At 47.5% G+C, this 16,976-nt stretch carries 20 protein-coding genes and 1 pseudogene; 12 read left to right on the forward strand and 9 right to left on the reverse strand.

Going from position 1 to position 16,976, the window contains the following annotated elements:
- Window positions 1–125 precede the first annotated feature (125 nt).
- A complete protein-coding gene (locus GO755_RS00125) occupies window positions 126–428 on the forward strand; it encodes a hypothetical protein (RefSeq protein WP_157582541.1) in 303 nt (100 codons plus the stop codon).
- A 223-nt stretch (window positions 429–651) separates the two neighbouring features.
- On the opposite strand, the gene GO755_RS00130 is transcribed toward GO755_RS00125, so the two are convergent.
- Window positions 652–2,196: a hypothetical protein gene (locus GO755_RS00130; RefSeq protein ID WP_317165768.1), complete on the reverse strand. Its 1,545-nt coding sequence runs from the start codon at window positions 2,194–2,196 to the stop codon at window positions 652–654.
- A gap of 559 nt (window positions 2,197–2,755) precedes the next feature.
- Between GO755_RS00130 and GO755_RS00135 the strand changes: the two genes are divergently transcribed.
- Entirely contained in the window at window positions 2,756–2,971 is a 216-nt protein-coding gene (locus GO755_RS00135; protein ID WP_157582542.1) for a hypothetical protein, read from the forward strand.
- Between the two features lie 23 nt (window positions 2,972–2,994).
- Window positions 2,995–3,222 (forward strand): hypothetical protein, encoded by a 228-nt coding sequence (locus GO755_RS00140; protein ID WP_157582543.1) that lies wholly within the window; start codon window positions 2,995–2,997, stop codon window positions 3,220–3,222.
- A 58-nt stretch (window positions 3,223–3,280) separates the two neighbouring features.
- Here the strand turns inward: GO755_RS00140 and GO755_RS41755 are convergent, their stop codons facing one another.
- From GO755_RS41755 to GO755_RS00165, 6 genes are all read right to left on the reverse strand, one after another.
- Entirely contained in the window at window positions 3,281–3,406 is a 126-nt protein-coding gene (locus GO755_RS41755; protein ID WP_262886968.1) for a hypothetical protein, read from the reverse strand.
- A gap of 884 nt (window positions 3,407–4,290) precedes the next feature.
- Window positions 4,291–4,716 (reverse strand): hypothetical protein, encoded by a 426-nt coding sequence (locus GO755_RS00145; protein ID WP_157582544.1) that lies wholly within the window; start codon window positions 4,714–4,716, stop codon window positions 4,291–4,293.
- Entirely contained in the window at window positions 4,709–4,984 is a 276-nt protein-coding gene (locus tag GO755_RS00150; protein ID WP_198174716.1) for a hypothetical protein, read from the reverse strand. The genes GO755_RS00145 and GO755_RS00150 overlap by 8 nt, the downstream gene beginning before the upstream one ends.
- Window positions 4,985–5,132: 148 nt before the next feature.
- Window positions 5,133–5,537: a hypothetical protein gene (locus GO755_RS00155; RefSeq protein ID WP_157582546.1), complete on the reverse strand. Its 405-nt coding sequence runs from the start codon at window positions 5,535–5,537 to the stop codon at window positions 5,133–5,135.
- Window positions 5,534–6,280, reverse strand: a complete 747-nt coding sequence (locus GO755_RS00160; protein WP_157582547.1) for a S24/S26 family peptidase — start codon at window positions 6,278–6,280, stop codon at window positions 5,534–5,536. The genes GO755_RS00155 and GO755_RS00160 overlap by 4 nt, the downstream gene beginning before the upstream one ends.
- 242 nt (window positions 6,281–6,522) lie before the next feature.
- Window positions 6,523–6,711, reverse strand: coding sequence for a hypothetical protein (locus GO755_RS00165; RefSeq protein ID WP_157582548.1), 189 nt, complete (start codon window positions 6,709–6,711; stop codon window positions 6,523–6,525).
- A 365-nt stretch (window positions 6,712–7,076) separates the two neighbouring features.
- Between GO755_RS00165 and GO755_RS00170 the strand changes: the two genes are divergently transcribed.
- The 3 genes from GO755_RS00170 (at window position 7,077) to GO755_RS00180 (ending at window position 8,232) form a co-directional block, all read left to right on the forward strand.
- A complete protein-coding gene (locus GO755_RS00170) occupies window positions 7,077–7,223 on the forward strand; it encodes a DUF2256 domain-containing protein (RefSeq protein ID WP_157582549.1) in 147 nt (48 codons plus the stop codon).
- A gap of 62 nt (window positions 7,224–7,285) precedes the next feature.
- Complete coding sequence (locus tag GO755_RS00175; RefSeq protein WP_157582550.1) at window positions 7,286–7,576, forward strand: hypothetical protein; 291 nt, start codon at window positions 7,286–7,288, stop codon at window positions 7,574–7,576.
- A gap of 203 nt (window positions 7,577–7,779) precedes the next feature.
- The gene (locus GO755_RS00180; protein ID WP_157582551.1) at window positions 7,780–8,232 is read left to right on the forward strand and encodes a hypothetical protein; all 453 of its coding nucleotides are present in this window, start codon (window positions 7,780–7,782) and stop codon (window positions 8,230–8,232) included.
- A gap of 810 nt (window positions 8,233–9,042) precedes the next feature.
- Here GO755_RS00180 and GO755_RS00185 read toward each other — a convergent pair.
- Window positions 9,043–11,199 (reverse strand): catalase, encoded by a 2,157-nt coding sequence (locus tag GO755_RS00185; protein WP_157582552.1) that lies wholly within the window; start codon window positions 11,197–11,199, stop codon window positions 9,043–9,045.
- Window positions 11,200–11,547: 348 nt separating this feature from the next.
- Here GO755_RS00185 and GO755_RS00190 point away from each other — a divergent pair, with 348 nt between their 5' ends.
- From GO755_RS00190 to GO755_RS00200, 4 genes and pseudogenes are all read left to right on the forward strand, one after another.
- Window positions 11,548–11,730 (forward strand): hypothetical protein, encoded by a 183-nt coding sequence (locus GO755_RS00190; protein ID WP_157582553.1) that lies wholly within the window; start codon window positions 11,548–11,550, stop codon window positions 11,728–11,730.
- A 275-nt stretch (window positions 11,731–12,005) separates the two neighbouring features.
- Window positions 12,006–12,814 (forward strand): annotated as a pseudogene (locus GO755_RS00195) (YihY/virulence factor BrkB family protein); the annotation flags it as partial.
- Window positions 12,815–12,835: 21 nt separating this feature from the next.
- On the forward strand, window positions 12,836–12,991 hold the full coding sequence (locus GO755_RS42125; protein ID WP_394351000.1) for a hypothetical protein: 156 nt from the start codon (window positions 12,836–12,838) through the stop codon (window positions 12,989–12,991).
- A gap of 190 nt (window positions 12,992–13,181) precedes the next feature.
- Window positions 13,182–13,574, forward strand: a complete 393-nt coding sequence (locus GO755_RS00200; protein ID WP_157582554.1) for a hypothetical protein — start codon at window positions 13,182–13,184, stop codon at window positions 13,572–13,574.
- Window positions 13,575–13,589: 15 nt separating this feature from the next.
- Here the strand turns inward: GO755_RS00200 and GO755_RS00205 are convergent, their stop codons facing one another.
- Complete coding sequence (locus GO755_RS00205) at window positions 13,590–14,078, reverse strand: low affinity iron permease family protein (protein ID WP_157582555.1); 489 nt, start codon at window positions 14,076–14,078, stop codon at window positions 13,590–13,592.
- 567 nt (window positions 14,079–14,645) lie between these two features.
- Here GO755_RS00205 and GO755_RS00210 point away from each other — a divergent pair.
- A complete protein-coding gene (locus GO755_RS00210; RefSeq protein ID WP_157582556.1) occupies window positions 14,646–15,254 on the forward strand; it encodes a hypothetical protein in 609 nt (202 codons plus the stop codon).
- 272 nt (window positions 15,255–15,526) lie between these two features.
- Window positions 15,527–16,858 carry an MFS transporter gene (locus GO755_RS00215; RefSeq protein ID WP_157582557.1) on the forward strand — a complete coding sequence of 444 codons (1,332 nt, stop codon included), beginning with the start codon at window positions 15,527–15,529 and terminating at the stop codon, window positions 16,856–16,858.
- Window positions 16,859–16,976 lie beyond the last annotated feature (118 nt).

A 16,976-nucleotide genomic window follows, 5' to 3' on the forward strand; every position in this document is an offset into this window, starting at 1 on the left:
GGCGTCTAGCATCTCAATTACCCCCTTTTGCGAATCTGTACTTCTTTAGTTGACGTATGAGTAGAGAGTAGCTGGCGTATGGGCCACCGCTAGTCATATTTATCGTCCAACAAATCCCCTGCACGATGACCACTCTGCTAGCTCAGATCATGGCTCAGAATGACCATATTCAAACCCTTAGCTTTCAGCCTGATCTCTCCGAAATCGAATCAGCCTTTGCCCGCCTGGAGGGATTGTTTCAGCATTTACACTTGATTCATCCCCAGAATGCCAATCAAACCTATGCCTGGGCAGTGCTGGATCAGCAGGCCCGAACGGAGTTAAGCAGGTTACGCCAGGTCTATCCCAGTAGTGATCTAGCCAGGATGGAAGCGGCCTTAATGGCCCTTCTGGAAAAGATTGAGTATGCGGTGACGTTCTTGTTTTAAGCATTAAAAGCCCCCTCAGCCAGGAGGCTAAGGGGGCCTGAAGCATTCCCCGGTGGAACGGAATCCGATAGAAACTAAACGCAACTAGACCTGTCACGGATATGCCAGGCTTTGGTAGTGGTAGGCTATTCTGGGCATGCTCCCCTGTAATGTGAAATAACAGATAAAAATAAAAGATGTTTTACTGCCTGCATTTGCTACACTGCCTACACGGATCAGGAAATTACTTTCGGCTTAAAACCTGCTTTAGCAACCGCTCTAGTTCGGCCTGCTTTTGCTCCAATGCTTGTAGTTTTTGTTGTTGCAGTTCCAATTGCTGCTGCTTTTGCTGATCGGCTTTCTCCAATTGAATACTATACAGAGTCAACTCCTCTACTTTTTCCAGTAGGGTGGCATTCATTTTCACTAAATCGACACCATCATGTACTACCTGGTCAGCCGAGGGCACACCCGGCAAATGGTGGTTGGCATCGATGTATTTCTTTACCTCAGCCAATGATGGCAGGTTATAGCCTGCTGCAAATACCTTGTCACTCCACTCTGATGGGCTATTGATTCGTAGCTGATACCTCGCTTTGATCACATCGCCTTGTTCGTTGACGGCTAGAAATTGATCCATTGCCACTGTGGGTTTACTTTGACTGGTCAGCCGACTAAGCCGTAATCCACTGGCGTCAGCCTCATCAGCCACCACCTCTAGCTTGCTTTTGGGAGTAGATGTCCCCATGCCGACATTCACCCCATTACCTAAGATGAGGGTGTTATTGGCGGCTACTCGGGAGTTAGCTCCGATGGCAATCGCGTTGTGCAATCCGTCTTCGGCTTGGCTGTTATAACCCATTAATACATTATCACTCCCGTCGGTAACGGCAGTGCCCGAATTAGGACCAATAATAATATTGTTGGAACCACTTGTTACATTCGCCCCGGCCTGGTAGCCGACTAGCGTGTTTTGCGAGCCACTTTGATTCGCCGATCCGGCGCCCCATCCCAGTAAAGTGTTACCCATGCCAATGGTATTGCTATAACCAGCCGCATAACCAAAGAAACTATTGGTTGACCCGCTGGTATTGTTGTAACCAGCATAGTTGCCCGAAAAACTGTTACCTCCGCCAGTTGTGTTGGCATACCCAGCAAAGGCCCCTTGAAAGTTATTATTGTCTCCGGTTGTATTGTAATAGCCTGCTTTAGAGCCCACGAACACATTATAGGATGCGGTATTGGTATAGCCAGCCGAGTCCCCAATCATGACCAGATTGTGTCCGGTTTTATTCAGCCGAGCGGCCCAGGCTCCTAAGGCTACGTTACCGTACCCGGTGGTGTTGCTGATCCCTGTATAATAACCCAGGAAGGCATTATTCTGCCCACTTTGATTACTGAGTCCGGCCTGCTCGCCGATAAATGTGTTATTGTAGCCGGTTGTATTCTGTTGACCGGCACTTCCACCAACCATCGTATTATAATAGCCGGTTGTATTTTGCCGACCGGCAAAAAGACCCATAAACACGTTTTCATATCCCGTTGTCGTACTCTTTCCTGCATTATAGCCCGTGAAGGTGTTGAAGTTGGCCGTACTTAGCGCAATACCCGCATTATACCCGACAATCGTATTTGCCTGCCCCTTCATAGTCGTGTTACCGGCCCGGATACCTACGATAACATTCGCGTCTCCAGGTGTTAATGAGGCTGGCGAGGTAGCTACATAGTTTTCCTGTCCCAGAACCTGACGGGCCAAACAGATCAGCAGAAAAGTAAAGAGATGTTTCACGGTCAATCGATTAGGTTGGTTTATGCCTGGAACAAATTTAAGTAAAATCACCTCTGTGGTGCTCGGATAAACATATGATGACAGGGATTCCTGTTATTTTTTATCCTCACTAGTTGCTGCAATCTGCTCTTTGGGGGAATAGTAAGGGTTGCCAACAAAAACGCTAGCCTTTTACAGAGCCAGCATTTGACTTTTGATATTCTCACTAACCTATTAATTAGATCTGACTACAGGCCTTCGGGGTAATTTGTCCGTTGATCGACGCGCCTATGGGGTCATGGCAATCGTTGCCGACCTATTAATCGAGAAACGCCAGCCCCAGAGAAGCTGACGTTTCGGTACTACAGATAACAAAAAATAACACTCCTATAAATACCTTGTCGGTGAGTTTGTTAGCTAGGTTGCGCCTTCTGTGAGGCAATGGACTACAACCCTCCTATCGACCCTACCAAATCAGGCAGTAGATCCTTGACTTCCCGTTACCTCATTTTACTGGTCTCTAGGCTTGGATGGCATGGTTATATAGGCGCCTTAGTTGAATTAGACATACATTGACTAGATGCCAAAGGAAAGTGAAACGGGCTGGGAGGGAGTGCGGTATCTAGTAGTGGTGGTGCTGATCTACCTGGCTTACCTGCTACTCCAAGACATGAATGCCTACTCCCAGGCGGAAACGAAACGACTAAAGCAGGATTCGGTTACAAAGGCTTTAGAGAAATCCAGGCACGACTCGTTAAAAACAAGTAATCGTAAACCAAAAAAGCCAGCCGGGTGAAGGCTGGCGTTACCCTTACACATATGGAAAATTCAGTTTCGGCGCTGGCTCAAAAAAAACAGGAGGTAGCCGATTACATCAATTACCTGGATGGGATCATCATTGACTTGTTGAAAGCACACCACTTAATTCAAGAAGATCCACATCCCTGTGACGAATCAAATGCCCTATTAAGGCCCCTTTCTGAGGGTGCAGCTTACTATACCAGATTGAAGCAGGAGCAAGAGAGGTATTTCGAAACATTAACATAAAACGCCAGCCCTTCATAGAACCAGCGTTTGTTTGTTTCGATACCGCATCCGGTTACATTTAATTCAGCCGCCTGACATCATTAATGAACTCGCCTGAGAAAGCTACCTCATATTGAGCGATACGCTCCAGTAGCAAATCTAGCTTCTCCGACAGCAGGGCTGCTTTCTGCTCTAGCAGAGTCACCTTCTCATCCAGTTGCCTGTAGAGCTTATCCGCAACTCACACTGCCTATTGCAGCAACTCACTAGTTCACGTTGCGTGGTAGCTAGCTCCTGAAGGTCTTCCACCCACTGCCAAAGCGTTTCAAAGTCGTAGCAATCGCGAGGATCGCCTGAGGCTGGTTTCATTTTCCATAGCTTAGGAAGTTTTAGATCTATTTACCTGATCCATAATCATCTCACCCGTAATCTTAAGACCCAGCTCAGAAAAAGTCAGGTAAGCAAGCTCAATCTGATGTATTATTCTCTGCTTCGCTCGGATTAGATCAGTTCTTGCTGGACTGGGATTAGTGAGCATGTTGAGGCTCATCCAAATAGAACGGTTCGTTGACAGGATGGAAAACGGCCCACAACTCCCATTCGAGTGCCTGTGTAGCAATAGGAATACCTCTACTTGGCCGGGAGCAGTTGCTGACTCATCGGACTCAACATTCGGCCGAAAAGCAAACCTAACGGCTAATTTTCTATGAATAATTATCCGATACCTAATCTCTTCTTTAGGCTTTTCCAAAGTTTGATTGCCATCAACCTGGAATGCCTGCATCCGCTCCACGAGCATATCACCTGTCATAAGCTCCCCCTTTCAAGGCGGTATGAGCCTGACCAATCAGAGCATCCATTCTACTTAGTGACTCTTTAAGTTGCTGACTGGTCGGTCTTGGCCGAAGAGAATGACGGTCTTCCCACGTGTTTTTCCGAGTACTCACTCCGATTGAGTAGGGACCATACTCTGTACCGGCAATAGTCAAATTGAGAAGTACACTTCCCTTAGCGGTAATGGCCTTATCAAAGGGCCTATCAGGCTCGAAATAATAAGTAGTGCTAAGCGGTTGGTATGAAAGGCGTCTATTAGTGGACATAAAGGATGGCCCTATGGCTCTTTAAAGGTGAAAGAATAATTTTCCAGTGAAATTTGCAGGCATTTATAGGTTGCAGGCGAATAATAGGAGGCAGACCTCGAAACTGCCGCACAATGGTTTTACCTGTCACACTCCATCCATCAAGTTCAGCCTGTTTGAGTTGGTAGCGGTAGATTTGTTCAAGTTTGGCCCGAATAGCCTCTAGCTTGGCTTCTACTTTCTCCACCCGTTTAAATTTGGGGCCTATATTTTGTCTCCAATAAGGCCGCCACTGACCTTCTTCAATGAATATTCCCGTTCCACAATCAGTAGTAGAGCCGCCTAAAACGCGAACGCGAAAGAAAATCTGTTTGTAGCTACTACTCCTTTTGGGCTTTAGTCGGAAGTGGACACAGAAAGGCTTGTGATTACCCATACACCTGGCCCTCCACGCCATTTTTATTACCTGTCAGTTCGCTAATATTAATCTTTAGGCGACTCATTGCCTGGGTTTGATTAAAAAGATCTATAATCTTCTCGCCAGTAATCACCTCACCCTGCTCCTCTAAGCTCTGTTTGATCATCCGTAGTTTTCGCCAGCGCTCATAAATCTGTTTCCGTAAGACCCACCGCTCGGGGTGAGTTTTATCATACAATTCAATAAGATTACGAGAAAAAGTCGCCCTCGTCGTTGGTAAATCCACAGAGTAAGGACCATACCACTGCTTGCTTATGTACAGCCAAGCCTTGATTTCCCCAGGGGCGTTGGGTAACTCACTGGGGGGGCCAATGCTCTCTTTGACGCAGAAACGAAAACAGTATTTTACCAATTCTGGCTTGGGACTCCTAAAGTCATACAGCATAAAAAAAACCTCCCTTCCATTTAAGTTGAACAACTGGATAGTTTAAGCCTGCTTGGTGAAGAATCATTTCGCCTGTAATGGGTTCTCCTCGCTGGGGGAAAGAATCCCAGGCGACTTCGAGTCGTTCGTTCAGATCAAGTACCTCTTTCTGGAGTTCCTGAGCCACTTTGCTGGGTTGAAGATAATGTCGATTATTCCAGGTAGCACTCGTCGAACGCAGGTCAGTCAGATAGTAGCCATACAGTCGCTCAGGTCTGCCAATCTTGATCTGGAAGATGACAAAGCCAACGCTACTGCGGTGGGCATACTTGGGCATAAAGCCAAAGTATAGGCGAAGTGGCTGGTCGCAGAGCGTCAGAAACCGGTATTTCTTTTTTGGTTGGTCGCTGGTCATAGTGGTTTTTTGTTAATAATGTAACGCACCTCAGAAAGAAAGCTCATCTCAGTAAATACTAGCCTCACTTCTGAGCAAACTGAGTTATCCGGCAATAGTAACAGGCTCTGCCCGTCGTTCTGAATGATTCGCCCTATAAAGGTATAATGGGGCATATAGCTCATCACAACTAATACAATGCCACTAGTTTTCTCATAGGTAGCTGGGTCGGCGCTGACTACTAGAACAGAATTACCTTTTTCTATCTGGGGCGCCATACTATCGGTCTGAATATGTACAAGACCGGCCCGCAGCTCATCCTCCTCAGATAGCATAAACTGATTCAAAAAATCAGGCGATAGGCGAGTAGTGAATTTTTTGTAGAGTCGGCTGGGCTCCACCCGATGCCCCTGCCTGTTCATGGTCGGCAGGCTGTCGATGGGGTAGACCTGCTCCAGTGCCTGAATTAGCAGCAGAATAACCTGGAGTTGCTCGGGATCCTGCTGGGCCGTTAAATCCTCAGATGAGGTGATAAGCCAGTGCAGGATCAAATCCTCCAGGAGCTGGATTGGGGCGTAATTGCCACGCTGGGCAAATAGATCTTCTAAGTCGAGGAGCCGCTTCTGGGCTTCCATGATTCGAGGATTAGCAGTTACTGGGGTTTGGCTGTCCGCTAAAGGACATGGAAGGGCCGCATTTTGGGCCTGTTGTGGTGGGGGAGTTGCATAGTTGCCCCTACCAACGTAATTTTGTCCCGTTGTCATTTGATGTAAGAGTTAAATGATTAGCACTTAGCCCCTCCGCTTCGGCCCTGAGAAAGCAAAGCGAAGGGGTTTACTGTTTTTTCAGGTCATAGTTCAGCCGGGCAACCTCATCGGTACTATTCAGCTTCTTATATTTTTCCTGATTGTTAAGCGAATATAGTAACTATATTTATTCTTTGCAAGTCAAAGCATTACGTTGTAGTCGAAAACTGGCGCTAGCAATTTTAATGGCAGAAAAATAATTACGCTGACTTGAGTGATCCTATACGGGCATCATTGTCTTTCTTCAACTCCACTTCCCGATTGTCGTATAGTAGTTGTATAGCCCGCTCTACGATTTCACCACCACTCTCCTTAAATGAGCTACTTAGGGCAAGTAACTGTTTGTTGGCATCATCCGAAATTCGGAAGGTCCTTGATAGCTTCGCCATGTCCTGCTTTTCAATAATTTAGATAAATATAAAGCGCTTTGTAATGCTTTGCAAGTCATAGGTATGCTTAGCGAAACAGAGTTCCCATAATTTCTTATATTTGAGAAAAGAAAAAGCCACACACTATAGTGTGTGGCTAGGTAATAACTTAAGTCGGGTTCCAGTTTGGTCCCGCCTTTACTGAGCTCGATGAACTAGCTCATGCGTTCACCTCCCCTATGATTACGTCAATTACGGCTTACAACAGACGATAGTTAAGGAGTGAAAGCATCCATATAGGGTCGAATTGCAGAATCGTACCGTACGAGCGGGCCCAATAAATCCTCACATAAATCGGTTATCTTGACTATACTCACTGCTATCTGATGAAAGGCGTTAAGAAAGAGAACCTGCCGACTAAAATCTGCGCTATCTGCAAGAAGCCTTTTAGCTGGCGTAAAAAATGGGCTAAGAACTGGGATGAGGTCAAATACTGTAGTGGTCGATGCCGTAGCCTAAAAGCAGATAGCTAGCGAACGCGCACCTGACCAAACCAAATCAGCTATTGCCAGTTAGCCACTCTAAAGCAATGACCATGAACGACGAACTAAAAGATAAACTCGTAGACGAACTGAGAGCTTTTAATGGACTGGCCCCAACCAGTAGCATTGACGAAATTACCGCTGCTTACAATAGGGTTATAGACATCGTTCAAGCCTTGATGCGGACCAATGAAGATCCCGACTCACATGCGCGGGCCTGGAGTCTGCTAAGAGACGACGCCTATAAATATCTTTCGGACATTCAGGAAGGCAATAAGAATGCTATTGACGATTTAAAATACAAAATGGAGCAGGTTAGTGAAGTACTTTCAAGTGCTAGTTAAGATTGGGAGTGGAAGATTTCGTATGAACGTTGGAATCTCGGCATTAGCCAATTGCTTAATTAATAAGGTCAGCCTTTGACCTCATGGCGCTTGTTATACATAGTACCATATTCTCATTAGTTAGACTGTTTTTTAGCTTTTTTCTGGTCGCCCTATGTTAGATGTCTACCTACAAACTAAATAGGTGTAATCAACTCAAGGTTATGAAAAAGGTAATTCTCCTGGGGGCTATGCTAGTCGGCATTGCTACCTTCAGCGCACAGGCGCAAACAACACCAACGACTACGAGCGGTAGTGGTACTGGGAATGGTACGAACGGATCTGCTGCTCAAAACGGATCATCTCCCACTAGCGGTAATAACGGATCAACCGTTGGCTCAGGCAGCACTACAGGAACTGGCTCGATGAATAGTGACCAGAGTGACCAAGGTGGCCGACGTAAATCAGCTCGTTCAGGCACGATGGGTAATGGCTCATCGACGAATGGAAACAATAGTCAGCGCGACAATTCCACAACCGATGGCACCGGCACTCAGAGTAACAATTCAATATCAACCCAGGATGGGTCGATGGATAACGGATCAGCCCAATCTCGGGGGCGTGGTAACCGAAAGGGTAAAATGGCAAAGCCGAATTCAACGACTTCCTCGAACTAATCAGCTTGGGTTTTTGCAATTCCTTAATAAGTGTAGTAGGTTTCGTTTAAAGGTCGGTTCTTACCTGGAGCCGACCTTTAAACGAAACTATAGCTAGGTTTGTCTTGCCTCAGGTTATGTACTGGACTTGTACGCTTCAAGTAGCCCCATACAGGGCATATATCGGTTGAATACCTACTCAGGGGGAAGGATAACCCATACGCAACTTAAGCGCTCCTACGGCCTTATACACGGTTCAGCAGCTACGCGAGTTTCAGATGCAGATGAATGAGTTTATTGAGCAGAAGGTAAAAGAGCTGGAAGGCTAACAGACTTTATATATATGAGTGGGTATAGAAGCCTCGGTACTAGTAGTGCTGGGGCTTTTTGTGTAGACCCATCGTTACTTAGGCCTATAACAAAAACAGGTCGACCTAAAACGAAGCGACCTGAAAACATCACTGAAGGCAAAAGCTTCTAAAATAGCTAACCTGTCAAGCAGGAAAGCTACCTATATGGTTAGATACCGGGCTTAAAAATCAGGTCACGCCCAAAGAGCGTGACCTGACTGGACAACAAAAGGAATTTTTAGATGGATACAACACATCAGGGCAGAAAATGCCCCGGTTGAGTAAGGTAGTGGGTTTAATAAAATCAGGCCACCCCGAACTGAAATGACTTGAAAACAATCCTTGTATGAAAAGTAATTCAAATCATTAACACGCGCTAGCAAGAAGTAGAGCGTAAAATGAGACAAAGGCATTTAGGCAGTCAACGGCTCCCCTATCCGTAAATCGAAACCTTTGATGGAGGTGGCCTGCTCTACACTGGTTAAGGCAGTGGCTTTTCCCGACTCCAGAAGCGGCCTTGCTCCATGGCATCCATGAAGCCAGTCACTAACTCCGCCAAGGAAGAGGTATTCTCACTCGTAATCACCCCATCACTACTCAGTAGCGCTTCAGCACCACCATGAGCCGCCGCCTTTAACAAGCTAACTCCTTCCCCACTTGCCCCAAGCGGCTTACAATGCATAAAGGCTTCATGCACAAAACGAAGGGCATCCGGCTCTTGTTTCAAGGCCTCCACACTCGCCTGCCCACCAGGCACGTAAACCGCATCGAATAACACCGAAGCTGCCGTTTGTAAGCTGGCGTCAACTTTTATCGCTTCCCCCGACGAGGTCTTTATCTTCCCCAGGTGGGGGGCTACTAGGCCAATGATCGCACCCTGTTGAGAAAGGGCTTCTTTAAGGGTAGTCAGCCCTGTTGCATCAACCCCATCAGCCGCTAAAATAGCGACCTGACGAGTCTTAATGCCTACCTTGGGCGGATTAGCCATACTCAGGGCCGCGGAACGGCCGACATCTTTCCGAGTTGGTGTAGGTTGGTAGTCAGCCGGGTCGGCGTCAGCGGGAACGCCTAGATTAAGTTGAACCCCTTCCCAGCAGGGAACATCCATGCCTAATCCAGTAGCCACTCGGCTGGCCAGCTGTGCATCGATCTGAGCCAAGTGAATCAACATACGTTGCTGAATGGCTTCAACTGCTACTTTTCCTAACTCAAACCGTAGTGCCTTGACAAGGTGCGTTTTTTCGTGATCAGACTGACTATTCCAGAATAGTTTCGCCTGACTATAATGATCCAGAAAACTTTTGCTGCGGGCGCGCACCTTCTGGCCATCGATCCGTTCGGCGTAACTCGTAAAACCGCCCATGTCCTGGCCCGCCTGAAACGGACAACCACCGCTCAGCGTATTTGGATTGTAGCTAGTCCGGCCTGTATTAATGGTCTGACGCATGTGCCCATCACGCTGCCCATTGTGTACGGGTGCTATCGGCCGGTTGATCGGGATTTCCTGGAAGTTTGGCCCGCCCAAGCGCGACAGCTGCGTATCGGTATAGGAGAATAAACGGCCCTGGAGAAGCGGGTCATTGGTAAAGTCTAGTCCCGGCACCAGATGGCCTAGGTGAAAGGCTACCTGTTCGGTTTCGGCAAAGTAATTGTCTGGGTTGTGGTTCAGGGTCATCTTGCCAATCCGGATCACAGGCACCAATTCTTCCGGAATTAGTTTGGTGGAGTCCAATAAATCGAAGTCAAATTTGTGTTCGTCTTCCTCCTCCACAATCTGAACGCCCAGTTCCCATTCTGGATAGGCTCCCCCCTCGATCGCGTCCCACAAATCTCGACGGTGAAAATCAGGGTCGCGACCTGAGATAAGCTGGGCTTCATCCCATACTACTGAGTGCACACCTAGTAAGGGTTTCCAGTGAAATTTGACGAACCGGGCTTTTCCTTCCGCATTAATAAATCGGAACGTATGAACGCCAAAGCCTTCCATCATCCGGTAACTGCGAGGAATGGCTCGGTCCGACATCACCCACATAATCATATGCATCGACTCGGGGGTAATCGAAATAAAATCCCAGAACGTATCGTGGGCCGAAGCCGCCTGGGGAATTTCGTTATTAGGTTCGGGTTTAACCGCATGGACAAAGTCCGGAAACTTAATGGCATCCTGAATGAAGAAGACCGGCATGTTATTGCCCACTAAGTCAAAATTACCTTCTTGAGTATAAAACTTGACGGCGAAGCCCCGCACATCCCGAGCCAGATCCGATGAGCCGCGCGAACCGGCTACCGTAGAGAAGCGCACAAATACCGGTGTTTTAACCGATGGATCTTGCAAAAAGTGCGCTCGGGTTAATTCACTCTGGCCTTCGTAGACCTGGAAATAGCCATGGGCTGCGGCTCCCCGGGCATGGACAATCCGTTCAGGAATGCGCTCATGGTCAAAGTGGGTTATTTTTTCGCGGAGCAAAAAATCCTCCAGCAGGGTAGCCCCCCGAGGTCCGGCTTTGAGAGAATTTTGATCGTCACTAACGCGCAGCCCCTGATTAGTCGTCAGATACTGATCTTGGCTATCTAACCGGTTTTGAGCCAGCTCTTCGACTTTAGTATTGGTATTTTCTGGCTCTTTGATCTTGCCCATATTTTTATAAATTAAAGCTTTTAGTTAGTTAAAGCTATTGTCTTTACCAGCGGGCGTGTCCATTGTTAAGAAAGAGTGAGCCAAAGTGAGTAAACGGGCTCTAGATTGCTTCTAATTGTGATCCCTGCCAGTCGTCTAAATCAGTGATGCTATCGGCCATTGGTAGAAGCTGGTCATGGAGTAAAGGCAGCCCGGACTAGCTTTTAAGTATACACCTGTCTATCGGATTACTACTGGTGGTGCAATGCATCTAAAAAAAAATAGGAAAGTAAACAATCAGGGGCGGTGACCATATAGAATAAAAAAAGTAAATTGAGAAGCAATTCCCCTTCTTATACTGCTTTTAGCATGGCTACTGAACTTAATCCCGGTGACCGGGTCGAAATTACCCGGACTGCTAAAGGAGGTTATTATAAGGGGCGTTACCTGGCCACTGTCGTGTGCTATTTAGGTAAAACCCGGATCAAGGTGAGAGATGAGGCCGGCAGGCAGCGAACTCCTTTTTCCATTCAGGTCAAAAGAATAGCCTAGTTTTATTGTTACTCAGCTACATACACGATAGCTAAGCCTCAACTCTATATTTTGCTTGCAGCCGCTAATTAGCCCATCTGAAATAGATGGTCCTAGCGAACCGGTCAATTCATTCCTGGAACAACTTCCCTTGCGCTGAGTTATCTCACCAGCAGAAGCTGCCCACCAAACCATGCGCTAGTTTAACCGCAGCTTCTGCTTTTACGAGGATATCGACGCTCATGGCCAATCTACTGACCCGCTTCTATAAGCACCTATTCGCCGACTCAATTCCCATGCCAGCCAGCCCAGCCCAAACAAATACCCCTGCCACGAAGAGTTTTTGGGCCAATGCCGGGATTGTCTTACGCGATTCGTTTAACGGCTTTCTCGATGACCGCTGCCTCAAGCTGAGTGCAGCCCTGGCTTATTACACGATTTTTTCCCTGGCTCCCCTGCTGGTCCTAATCATAGCCCTGGCAGGTATTTTTCTGGGGCAGGAAGCTATCCAGGGACAGATCTTTGGCCAGATTAACGGCTTGGTGGGCAAGGAAGCCGCTAAACAAATCCAGGATATGATCAAAAGTGTGGGGCTTTCCGGGAAAACTAACTCCGCCCTGCTTATTGGCATTGTTACCTTACTGATCGGAGCTACCAGCATCTTCGTTGAAATTCAAGATTCGGTCAACCTAATCTGGCGGGTCAAAGCCAAACCCAAGCGAGGCTGGCTCAAGCTGCTGAAAGATCGGTTATTGTCCTCTTCCTTAGTGGTTAGCTTAGGTTTCTTGCTGCTGGTATCACTGGTCGTCAATGGCATCGTACTGGCTTTAAGCGATCAGCTAACCCGCTTTTTACCCGGTCTGGGGGTCTATGTAGTTAGTGCTATCAATTTTTTGATCAGTACCGCCGTGGTTGCCGTATTGTTCGGGGTGATTTTTAAAGTACTACCCGATGCTAAAATCGCCTGGAAGGATGTGCGCTTGGGGGCTCTGTTTACGGCCTTGCTATTTATGCTAGGCAGCTTCTAATTGGCTTATATATCAACACAACTGCCACCAGTTCGACTTATGGAGCAGCAGGCTCCCTAATCGTTGTCTTAACCTGGATCTATTACATCGCGGCTATTTTGTATTTCGGGGCTGAGTTCACCCAGGCTTATGCCAATCATTTTGGTATTAAAATTGAGCCCGCCGATAATGCGGTCTATGTCGAGCAAACCGAACGAGAGCGTGAGGTGGCCACGATTCCTACGGAGCAAAAAGTAGAGCAGAGTACGAAATAGGCCCAAGTATTCCACACGAAAAACCCGGTTAATCACCAGCTAAGTTCTCAGGTAGGGTCATTTATTGGCTATACTCTTTAACGTTAGTACGTAGATAGAATAGCTGACGGTATTCTCCTGGCTAACAAGTGTTGATGAATTCGGTCGGTGTCAACCGGAGCTAGTGCAGTTAAGCTAACCACGCTATACAATGAAATCCCCATATCTCCTACTTCTTTTTCTGTCTCTTCTACTTGCCTGTGGTCCGGAACACGTTTCCAATCGGGACTTGGAGGGCCATACTTATTCCGCTCAGGTCAGGCGGGACTCTTCCTTGGCCGCGATCAAACTGTCGAAAAATCTGTTGGCGCTTGAAACGATGGAATATCGTTTTCTTAAAAGTGGTGAGGGCTCGTTTAGGGCGGGCCTTGGTGAGCTAAGGACGGCGATAGCAATTCGCTGGCAAGTCAAAAACGATTCCCTCCTGCTGGAAAGCAGAGTAAGTAAAGAGAGTATGCACCATAGCCGCTGGTTTATCAGTCGACGAGCGGGAGGCTACCTACTGAACGACGGTAAAACTAAAATGGAGCTGACCAGCAAGTAGAGCGATCGGCCGCCATTAAAGCGTGTGCCCTAGGTTTTGTTCATCTTCCAATTTTTCGGACGCATCCTTAATGGCTTCCTCCACCGAGTGTGATTGCCGCAGATCAGAAGCCTTCTGAGTGATTTCAGCCATGGTTTGATAGTGCTTTTGCAACACGCATAGTTCCTCCTCGGTCAGATTCTCCACCGATACTAGGCGGTTACTAGCCCCTTTGGTGGCGGCAATGAGCTCATTGAGTTTGAGTTGCACCGACATCGAGTCTTTATTCTGGGCTTTCTGGATGAGAAATACCATCAAAAAAGTGACAATGGTGGTTCCTGTGTTGATCACCAGTTGCCAGGTTTCCGAGTAATGAAACAAGGGTCTGGTTACAGCCCAACCAATAACCGTTAAAAAGGCGATGATGAAAGCAGCCGAGCTGCCTGTAGCTTTGGTCACACTCGACGCAAAGCGCTCAAAAATGCTGGTCGATGCCGCTGGAGTAGAAGTAGTGTGCGATTTCATATCGATTGGAGTGTGCTCCTTTTCTACACAAACCTGGTCTAGCCCGACAGAGTTGTCACTATCTGAGTCAGTTAATGGTATTTTAACTAACTCGCCTAAACGTAAGCACTTTAGGGGTGACCTGCTCATTTTCACCAGACAAGCAAACCAGGCAGCGCCTTAAGCGAAAGAAGCCCGGTATCCACCGAGCCTCTTTCTTTTCAGTTTTCTTAACGTTGAGTAGGTAATCTATAAATGTGCTGCCTCTAGTGGCTGGCAGCCAGCGAATTCGTTTGTGATGAGCTTATTGCGCAAATTGTGCCAAGTTGTGGCCTAAATCGAAATCTATCTGATAATGAGCAGCTTACAGTTACAAGGATTCTTTTCCTCTCCGTGCTGAATGGGGAAAAAGGGGCGGACCTTCCCCAAACGTGTTGTCATTGGGTCACAACAAAGCTTGTTTTCGCTAAGCACAGTATTAGCTGCTGCAACCAAATGAGTCATCATAAGGATAGCGAAAGAAAGCCAAGAGATACCCAACAAATATGATTTAGCCAACATTTATCCCTTTTTATTGCTTTTAGGGATATGAGTCCGATCCAACCTATCCCCAGCACGGGCCTTTCGCTCACGGAGTCGAGTGGACGCCAACTCCTTCAATCCTCCATTGCCGAGTATGTTTCCTTTCTGCGTCGCCAGCCTGCCGTCTGTGGTACGCCTGAACAACACGAGACCTTGATCAAGCATGTGGCCAGAGGGCACGAGTTAATCAAGCTGGTCGCCTCAGAACGACTGAAGATTACCCGCCAGCTTGACAAGCAGAAGCACGACTGGATGCAGATCGAGAAAGAGATGACTGCCCCTATCCTGACAGCTATACAGCCCCTTAAGGACGCTGTTGATCATTACAACCGGGAGTTGCTTCGAGTGCGTGAACACCAGCAGGCTGAAGCGGCTCAGCAAGCCTCTGCGACTCCTACTGGCGATACCAACTGGCTCACACCCGAGGTTTCTCTGGCGGCCATGCCTAAGGGTGTACAACTAAAGTGGGCCTTTGAGATTGTCGACCCTAACCAGGTACCCAATGGCTACTGGATTATTGATGAGGCCGCCATCAAGGAGGCCATTGCCAGCGGGGTTCGGGAAATATCGGGCGTACGAATTTATGAGGAGGCAATTACTACTTATCGTAAATAAAGTAAATGGATGATCAGTAGTGGATAGGGCAGACCTATTGTTCGTTGTGCCAGGCCTTTTTGTCTACTCCCATGGCAATGGAGAGCTCCGATGGGTATGAACGCCATAGGGATCATAAAAAGTCATCCTAGTAGAGCAGGCTGCATTAATGATTTAGAGCGTAAAACTTATTAGCTGCCCATCCTATAACTACCAAAACATTATTCTTAAGCAAAGAGTCCTATTGGCCATTCCCTAACCCGGCTTAATCAGTTAGTGGAATCGCCTTGTGTATGCCTATTATACCTAAAGCGCCTTCTTTTCCGCTGGTCCTTTCCCAGAATCGCTCCTTACGCTACGGTGTTTTCTTTTACCTCTATCTCATGCAGGGCATTCCGGCGGGCTTTTCGCTCACCGCCCTAGCCAACTATTTAACCGCTGAAGGCGTAAAGCCCTCTGTAGTAGGCTCGTTTGCGGCCGTAGTCGGCTTACCCTGGGCTTTTCAGTTTATCTGGGGGCCTTTGATTGATCGTTACCAGGGATCGCCACTGGGTCGCCGAAAGCCCTTTGTTATTGGAGCCCAGTTGTTAGCCCTCCTGGCTTCCCTGGCGATTCTTTTCATTCACAATCCAATAGCGGAGTTGCAAGCACTAACCGGTTGTTTTCTGGTCCACAGTATTTTTGCTGCTATTCAGGATGCCAGCGTCGATGCTATGGCTATTACCGCTATTCCTGACCATGAACGGGGACGGGTAAACGCCTTTATGCGAGCAGGCTTCTTAATAGGTACCGGCTTAGGAGCTGCTGCTTTTTCGCAGATTCTGCGTAGATACGGTTTTTTTAATGCAGCCCTGACCCAATCTCTGTGTCTACTCCTACTAACCCTACTAACTCTTTTCATCCGGGAGCGCCCGGAAGATCAGCTTTCCCCTTTTTTGAATCGTCGAAAAGCCGTATTGCCCACTACTCCGGAGCAAAAAGCCGCTTCGAGTCATACCTTTAGCTGGTTGTTTGCCGAACTATTTAAGGGTATTTTCGCCAAACGAAGCTTACTATTGTTTGGCGCCGTAGTGTCTGCTTATGTAAGCATAAGCCTCTTTTTGAGAGCCTACAACTATCACCTGATTCAAAAATTGGGCTGGGCTGACACATCAGTTTCACTTCTTACCGGTACTTATGGCATGCTAGTGGCTTCGGGGGTAGCCTTGTTAGGGGGCTACTTAGCTGACCGAATCGGTCCCCGTCATTTACTACTCTTAGTTTTAGCACTGATCGCCACCTATCTACTGGGCTTCAACCTCCTGGAGCCCATCTGGAGCAACCGTACAGTGGCCCAAACGGGTTTAGTCGCATTGTATTTTATGGACCCCAGTTTAAGTGTGGCAGCTATACCTTTACTTATGGCCATCTGTCGACCTGGGGTAGAAGGGTCACAATTCACCACCTACATGGCTTTTATTAATTTGTCGGATATTGTCGGATCGTTTTTGGCTGGCCAGGCTTTGGCTTATGTCCAGGCACCCACTCTTGGTTTAGTGGCCGGTGGTTTGGCAACCCTAGCCATGCTTATTATCTGGTTGGTTTTACAGCGTTACAAAGATTTATCACCGGCCCAAAAAGCCTAAAAACGGATCCTAAAACGACCAAATCTTCCGCTGCACGAGCTGCGCTCAATTTCCCCTCCTGACACAAAGAGGAAAATAACTATAGCCCTATAACCTCATCCAGTAACTTATGTGGTGA

It is taken from the genome of Spirosoma arboris (assembly GCF_009754945.1).
GTDB classification, from domain to species: Bacteria; Bacteroidota; Bacteroidia; order Cytophagales; family Spirosomataceae; genus Spirosoma; species Spirosoma arboris.

Excerpts from the sequence above, each read along its gene's own strand:
- GO755_RS00160 (WP_157582547.1), bottom strand. The coding sequence starts at position 6,280 with ATGACAACGGGACAAAATTACGTTGGTAGGGGCAACTATGCAACTCCC.
- GO755_RS00205 (WP_157582555.1), bottom strand. The coding sequence starts at position 14,078 with ATGAAATCGCACACTACTTCTACTCCAGCGGCATCGACCAGCATTTTT.
- GO755_RS00135 (WP_157582542.1), top strand. The coding sequence starts at position 2,756 with ATGCCAAAGGAAAGTGAAACGGGCTGGGAGGGAGTGCGGTATCTAGTA.
- GO755_RS00155 (WP_157582546.1), bottom strand. The coding sequence starts at position 5,537 with ATGACCAGCGACCAACCAAAAAAGAAATACCGGTTTCTGACGCTCTGC.
- GO755_RS00215 (WP_157582557.1), top strand. The coding sequence starts at position 15,527 with ATGCCTATTATACCTAAAGCGCCTTCTTTTCCGCTGGTCCTTTCCCAG.
- GO755_RS00200 (WP_157582554.1), top strand. The coding sequence starts at position 13,182 with ATGAAATCCCCATATCTCCTACTTCTTTTTCTGTCTCTTCTACTTGCC.
- GO755_RS00210 (WP_157582556.1), top strand. The coding sequence starts at position 14,646 with ATGAGTCCGATCCAACCTATCCCCAGCACGGGCCTTTCGCTCACGGAG.
- GO755_RS00175 (WP_157582550.1), top strand. The coding sequence starts at position 7,286 with ATGAACGACGAACTAAAAGATAAACTCGTAGACGAACTGAGAGCTTTT.
- GO755_RS00180 (WP_157582551.1), top strand. The coding sequence starts at position 7,780 with ATGAAAAAGGTAATTCTCCTGGGGGCTATGCTAGTCGGCATTGCTACC.
- GO755_RS00140 (WP_157582543.1), top strand. The coding sequence starts at position 2,995 with ATGGAAAATTCAGTTTCGGCGCTGGCTCAAAAAAAACAGGAGGTAGCC.
- GO755_RS00165 (WP_157582548.1), bottom strand. The coding sequence starts at position 6,711 with ATGGCGAAGCTATCAAGGACCTTCCGAATTTCGGATGATGCCAACAAA.
- GO755_RS00185 (WP_157582552.1), bottom strand. The coding sequence starts at position 11,199 with ATGGGCAAGATCAAAGAGCCAGAAAATACCAATACTAAAGTCGAAGAG.
- GO755_RS00145 (WP_157582544.1), bottom strand. The coding sequence starts at position 4,716 with ATGGGTAATCACAAGCCTTTCTGTGTCCACTTCCGACTAAAGCCCAAA.
- GO755_RS00125 (WP_157582541.1), top strand. The coding sequence starts at position 126 with ATGACCACTCTGCTAGCTCAGATCATGGCTCAGAATGACCATATTCAA.
- GO755_RS00170 (WP_157582549.1), top strand. The coding sequence starts at position 7,077 with ATGAAAGGCGTTAAGAAAGAGAACCTGCCGACTAAAATCTGCGCTATC.
- GO755_RS00190 (WP_157582553.1), top strand. The coding sequence starts at position 11,548 with ATGGCTACTGAACTTAATCCCGGTGACCGGGTCGAAATTACCCGGACT.